This window comes from Mesorhizobium sp. M7A.F.Ca.CA.003.01.2.1 (assembly GCF_003998945.1).
Classification (GTDB): domain Bacteria; phylum Pseudomonadota; class Alphaproteobacteria; order Rhizobiales; family Rhizobiaceae; genus Mesorhizobium; species Mesorhizobium ciceri.
The window spans coordinates 1-6,056 of the sequence record NZ_RZRA01000276.1; the positions used below are offsets into that span (position 1 = coordinate 1).

At 62.5% G+C, this 6,056-nt stretch carries 5 protein-coding genes; 4 read left to right on the plus strand and 1 reads right to left on the minus strand.

The annotated features are described in order from the left end of the window. Positions 1 to 177 precede the first annotated feature (177 nt). From EN969_RS13515 to EN969_RS13530, 4 genes are all read left to right on the plus strand, one after another. The gene (locus tag EN969_RS13515; protein WP_024501931.1) at positions 178 to 1,395 is read left to right on the plus strand and encodes a urate hydroxylase PuuD; all 1,218 of its coding nucleotides are present in this window, start codon (positions 178 to 180) and stop codon (positions 1,393 to 1,395) included. A gap of 1 nt (position 1,396) precedes the next feature. Beyond that, on the plus strand, positions 1,397 to 2,713 hold the full coding sequence (guaD, locus tag EN969_RS13520) for a guanine deaminase (protein WP_063169826.1): 1,317 nt from the start codon (positions 1,397 to 1,399) through the stop codon (positions 2,711 to 2,713). A gap of 193 nt (positions 2,714 to 2,906) precedes the next feature. Continuing rightward, positions 2,907 to 3,410 (plus strand): heme-degrading domain-containing protein, encoded by a 504-nt coding sequence (locus tag EN969_RS13525; RefSeq protein WP_063169827.1) that lies wholly within the window; start codon positions 2,907 to 2,909, stop codon positions 3,408 to 3,410. Next, positions 3,407 to 4,672: a glycerate kinase gene (locus EN969_RS13530; RefSeq protein WP_063169828.1), complete on the plus strand. Its 1,266-nt coding sequence runs from the start codon at positions 3,407 to 3,409 to the stop codon at positions 4,670 to 4,672. Before EN969_RS13525 ends, EN969_RS13530 begins: the two co-directional genes overlap by 4 nt. 51 nt (positions 4,673 to 4,723) lie before the next feature. Here the strand turns inward: EN969_RS13530 and EN969_RS13535 are convergent. Further along, on the minus strand, positions 4,724 to 6,056 hold a 1,333-nt coding region (locus tag EN969_RS13535; protein WP_127419175.1), incomplete at its 5' end, for a UdgX family uracil-DNA binding protein.

Genomic DNA, 6,056 nt, shown 5'->3' on the forward strand with positions numbered 1-6,056 from the left:
GTTCAACGACGCGAACGAAGACGGCGATGTTGTCGAGATAGGCCATGCGGAGCACCTACGCCGGTTTGCAGGATCAACCTAGTATTTTCCATTTTTTTTTGAAAGTCCTCGTGCGCCTCGCCTCTTTCCGTTTGCGCTCCAGCCCGTAAAGTCACCCAATCGGCAGGGACGATTTCAATGATGGATTTCGCGATTTTCTGGGATTGGCTGAGTTTTGCCGTGCGCTGGCTGCATGTCGTCACCGGCATCGCCTGGATCGGCTCGTCGTTCTATTTCGTCGCGCTCGATCTCGGCCTGCGCCAGCGTCCCGGCATGCCCGTCGGCGCCTTCGGCGAGGAATGGCAGGTGCATGGCGGCGGCTTTTATCACATCCAGAAATATCTGGTGGCGCCGGCCGAAATGCCGGAACACCTGACCTGGTTCAAATGGGAATCCTACGCCACCTGGCTTTCCGGCTTCGCCATGCTGTGCGTCGTCTATTATGCCGGGGCCGATCTGTTCCTGATCGATCCGAACGTGCTGCCGATGTCGGTGCCGGTCGGCATCCTGCTGTCTCTGGCAACGATCGGCGTCGGCTGGGTGGTCTACGATCTGCTGTGCCGCTCGCCGCTGGGCAAAAGCGACACCGGCCTGATGCTGGTGCTCTATTGCGTGCTGGTGTTCATCGCCTGGGGACTGACCCACCTGTTCACCGGCCGTGCCGCCTTCCTGCATCTGGGCGCCATCACCGCCACGATCATGTCGGCCAATGTCTTCATGGTCATCATCCCCAACCAGAAGATCGTCGTCGCCGACCTCATCGCCGGCCGCAAGCCCGACCCGAAATACGGCAAGATCGCCAAGCAGCGCTCTCTCCATAACAATTACCTGACGCTGCCGGTGCTGTTCCTGATGCTGTCGAACCACTATCCGCTGGCGTTCGGCACTGAGTTCAACTGGGTCATCGCCTCGCTGGTGTTCATCATCGGCGTGCTGATCCGGCACTATTTCAACTCGGTCCATGCGCGCAAGGGCAATCCGACCTGGACCTGGATGGCGGCACTCGTCCTGTTCATCGTCATCATCTGGCTGTCGACCGCGCCGAAAGTGCTGACCGGCGAACCCAAGGAATCCGCGTCGGCGCAAGTCTATGTCGCTTCAGCGCATTTCCCGGCGGTGCGCGACACCGTGCTCGGCCGCTGTTCAATGTGCCACGCGGCGGAGCCGGTCTATGAGGGCATCTATCATGCGCCCAAGGGCGTGATGCTCGACACCGATGCGGATATCGCCAACCACGCCCGCGAAATCTATCTGCAGGCCGGCCGCAGCCACGCCATGCCGCCCGCCAACGTCTCTCAGATCACCGACAAGGAACGGGCGCTGCTGGTGGCCTGGTTCGAAGGCGCAGGGAAATAGCATGAATTCGACACTTCTGCGCGGCCGCACGCTGTCCTTTGTGCGCTGGCCGCAAACTCTCGAAGACCATTCCGCCTGGCGCTACGAGGAGGATGGCGGACTGCTGATCCGTGACGGCAGGATCGTCGCCGCGGGTAGTTATGCCGATGTTGAAAAGCAAGCCGACGAAACGGTGAAAAGGATTGACCACCGGCCGCATCTGCTGCTGCCCGGCTTCATAGATGCCCATGCGCATTTTCCGCAGATGCAGATCATCGCCTCCTACGGCGCCGAACTGCTCGACTGGCTGAACACCTACACTTTTCCGGAAGAAACGAAGTTCGCCAACGCCCAGCACGGCCGCCGCATCGCGCGGCTGTTCCTCGACGAAATGGTGCGCCACGGCACCACGACGGTCGCCGCCTACTGCTCGGTGCACAAGGCCTCGGCCGAAGCCTTCTTCGCAGAATCGCATGACCGCAACATGCTCAACATCGCCGGCAAGGTGATGATGGATCGCAATGCGCCCGACGGCGTGCTCGACACCCCGCAATCCGGCTATGACGACACAAAGGCGCTGATCAAGGAGTGGCACGGCAAGGGCCGCCAGCACTACGCCATCACGCCGCGCTTCGCCATCACCTCGTCGCCGGAGCAGATGGAGATGGCGGGCGTGTTGTGCCGCGAACATCCCGGCCTGCACATGCAGACGCATCTGTCGGAAAACCACGCCGAGATCGCTTTCACGCAGGAACTCTACCCGTGGGCGCGCGACTACACCGACGTCTACGAGCATTACGGGCTGTTAGGCAAAAAGAGCCTGTTCGGCCACTGCATCCATTTGTCGGAGCGCGAAGCGGATGCGCTTTCGGACTCGGGCTCGGTGGCGGTGTTCTGCCCGACCTCGAACCTTTTCCTCGGCTCCGGCCTCTTCGATTATCAGCGCTTTCGCCGACGCGACAAGCCGATCCGCATCGCCGCCGCCACCGATGTCGGCGGCGGCACCAACTACTCCATGCTGCGCACCATGGACGAAGGCTACAAGGTGATCGCGCTGAATGGCGAAAAGCTCAACCCGTTCCAGTCCTTCTGGCAGACGACGCGCGGCAATGCCGAGGCGCTGTCGGTGGTGGAAAAGATAGGCACGCTGGACGCGGGCACCGACGCCGACATCGTCGTGCTGGACGCCAGGGCAACGCCGGGAATGCGACTCAGGATGGAGACGGTCGAGACGCTGGCGCAGGAACTCTTTCTCCTGCAGACGCTGGGCGACGACCGCTCCGTCCGCGAAGTTTATGTGGCGGGGCGGCCAGCCAAGGCTGACATGAGCGCGGGGTAAGGCCCCCTCACCCGGATTGCCAACCGAATTGCGAAGGCAATTCGGGGCAATCCGGCCTCTCCCCGAGGGGAGAGGAGGAAGCCGAGGCCCGTGCTCGTCTCTTCTCCCCTCGGGAGAAGGTGGCCACGCCACGGAAGCTTGACCGAGCGGAGCTTGTCGTACACACGACGTGTGACGATTTCGGAGAAAGAAAATGGCCGTTGCTGACGACATCGCTCTGATCAAGAGACAGGAAGAGACCCTTGTCTTCGCGACCTTTGACGAGGCCGTCGCTTTCAAAATCGGCTCCGCCATTCGCGATCGTGCAATCGCCGAAGATCTACCCATCATAGTCGACATCAGGCTGTGGGACCGGCCGCTGTTCTACGCCGCGCTGCCGGGCTCGAACGCTTCCAATCCCGACTGGGCGCGGCGCAAGATCAATGTGGTCAAACGGTTCCTGAGAAGCACCTATCGCATGGTGTTGGAACAGCAGCGCCCCGACCGCACCTTCAAGATTGGTGAAGGGCTGGATATTGCCGACTACGTGCTGGCCGGCGGTGGCTTTCCGGTGAACGCCAAGGGCACCGGCGTCATTGGCGTCATCGCCGTTTCCGGACTGCCGGAGCGCGAGGATCACGGCGTCGTCGTCGATGCGCTGTGCGATCATTTGGGCGTCGACAAGCGCGGCTTGGCATTGCCTCGGGAAGCCGAATGACCGTGCTCGACCCCAAATCGTTCCTCGTCTCTATCTTCAACGCCGCCGTCGCCGCCGCCGATCCGGAACGAACCATCAGGGATCATCTGCCGGCCAAGCCCAAGGGCCGTACCATCGTCATCGGCGCGGGCAAAGGCTCGGCGCAAATGGCGGCAGCCTTCGAGAAAGTGTGGGACGCCCCCATCGAAGGGCTGGTCGTCACCCGCTATGGCTATGGCGCGACCTGCGAGCGCATCGAGATCATCGAGGCGGCGCACCCGGTGCCGGACGATGCCGGCCTTGAAGCCTCGCGCCGGCTGCTGGCGAAGGTGCAAGGGCTGACGGCGGACGATCTGGTGGTGGCGCTGATTTCCGGCGGCGGCTCGGCGCTGTTGCCGTCGCCGGCCGGCAGCTTGACGCTGGCCGACGAGATCGCCGTCAATGAGGCGCTGCTCGCCTCGGGTGCGCCGATCGCGGCGATGAACACTATCCGCAAGCACCTTTCCACCATCAAGGGCGGCAGGCTGGCGGCGGCCGCATGGCCGGCCAGGGTGGTGTCGCTGATCGTCTCCGATATTCCCGGCGATAATCCGGCAATGGTCGCCTCCGGCCCAACCGTACCGGATACAGGCAGCCGCGCCGACGCGCTGGCCTCGATATCGGCCTATGGCATGAAACTGCCGGCCTCGGTGATGGCGCATATCAATTCGCCGGCCGCCGATGCGCCAAGCCCGGATGACGAGCGCTTTTTGCGCAACGAGGTGCATCTGATCGCTTCGGCCGGGGTATCGCTGGAAGCCGCCGCTACGGAAGCGAAACGGCAAGGCGTCGAGGCGGTTATCCTCTCCGATGCCATCGAAGGCGAAGCGCGCGAGGTTGGCGGTGTCCACGCCGCGATCGCGCGTGAAGTGGCGACGCGCAACAGGCCTTTCTCGAAGCCGGTGCTGATCCTGTCGGGCGGCGAGACAACCGTGACGCTGCGCGCAAAAGGCAAGGGCGGCCGCAATTCGGAATTCCTGCTCGCCTTCGCCATCGGCATCAATGGCGTCGACGGTATCAATGCGCTGGCCGCCGACACTGACGGCATCGACGGTTCGGAAAACAATGCCGGTGCCTTTGCCGATGCTTCGACCGTGTCGCGCATGCGCGCTGCCGGGGTGGACGCCAAGGCTATGCTTGCCGGCAACAATGCCTGGACGGCCTTCAACGCGGTTGACGATCTCTTCGTACCCGGCCCGACCGGTACGAATGTCAACGATCTCAGGGCAATTCTGATCAGGTAGCCGCAGCAATTCCAGGAAGGTTTTCTGTCCGGAATCGCGCAAAACAGACAATCAGGCGGCCATCAGCCGCTTCACCAGCTTCATGTCCTGCAGGAACCGTTCGCGTTCAGCCTCCTTGTCCGCGGGTTCGCGGATGCGCAGGATGAAGGAGGGATGGATGGTGATGAACACGCGCAATCCGTCCTCGCGCTCGATCACTTGTCCGCGCATCTTTGTCACCGGAATCGCCTTGCCGAGCAGCGACATCGCCGCTGTCGCGCCGAGTGCCACGGCGAGGTTCGGCTTGATCAGCTCGAATTCTTGGTCGATCCACCAGCGGCAGGCCTGAATCTCACCGGAATTCGGTTTGGAGTGGATGCGGCGCTTGCCGCGCGGCTCGAACTTGAAGTGCTTGACCGCGTTGGTGACATAGACCTTTTGCCGGTCGACACCGGCATCGTCCAGGATCGCATCGAACACCTTGCCGGCCGGACCCACGAAAGGTTTGCCGGCGAGGTCCTCCTGATCCCCCGGCTGTTCGCCGACGAAGATCACCTTGGCATTGTCAGGGCCTTCACCGAAGACGGTCTGCGTCGCGTCGCGCCACAGCGGGCAGCGGCGGCAGCCTTTCGCTGCCTCGCGCAATTCCGGAATCGTGCTTGCATCATCTTCCGGTGCTTCGACGGGCTGCTTCGGCCAATGCCGTGCCTGCACCTTTGCGTGGTGCGGCGCGGGTGTTGTCGGCATCTTCGCAATCATGTCCTTGGCGGCCTTGTCCGCTCCTGCGATCATGTCTGGAATGAGCGAGGCCTCGGGAAGGTTCCGCCAATATTTCTTCGGCATCTCCTTCTGCATGGTTTTCACCTTCAATCGCGCCGGGTTGAAGATGTTCTCGAAATAGGTGCGCCAGAGCGCCTCGGTATCGTCCTGATCAGGCGCATCGCCCTTGGCCGCGCCCGGCCCGATCGCCAGCCTTTCGCCATCCCAGTCGGCAGAGGCATAAGGGGTCAGGATCGTCCAGCGCATGCCGGTGAAACGTCTGACGAAGAAATCGGCGTTGCGCTCGACGATGAAATGATCCGGCTCGAACCAGGCGACATAGCGCTCATCGGCACCGTCGCCGATTTTCCGGAAACGTACGAAGGCGTGCATCTTGTGGCTGTCGCGCCGCACCGCCTTCTCCATGGCCTCGAGCCGCCTGGTGTCGGAATCCGACGCGATTTCCAGCAGTTTAGCTTCGTCGCGCAATCGCCACAGCATTCGGTAGAGAAAGGCAAACCGGCCGGGATCGGAATGGCAGAACGCCGTTTCGGCATGCCCGAGGAAGTCGCGCGGCACGACGAGTTGCGCGCCCGCAGGCACTTCAGGCAATTGTGCCTGATCAGAGCCTGGCGCGACATGCCAG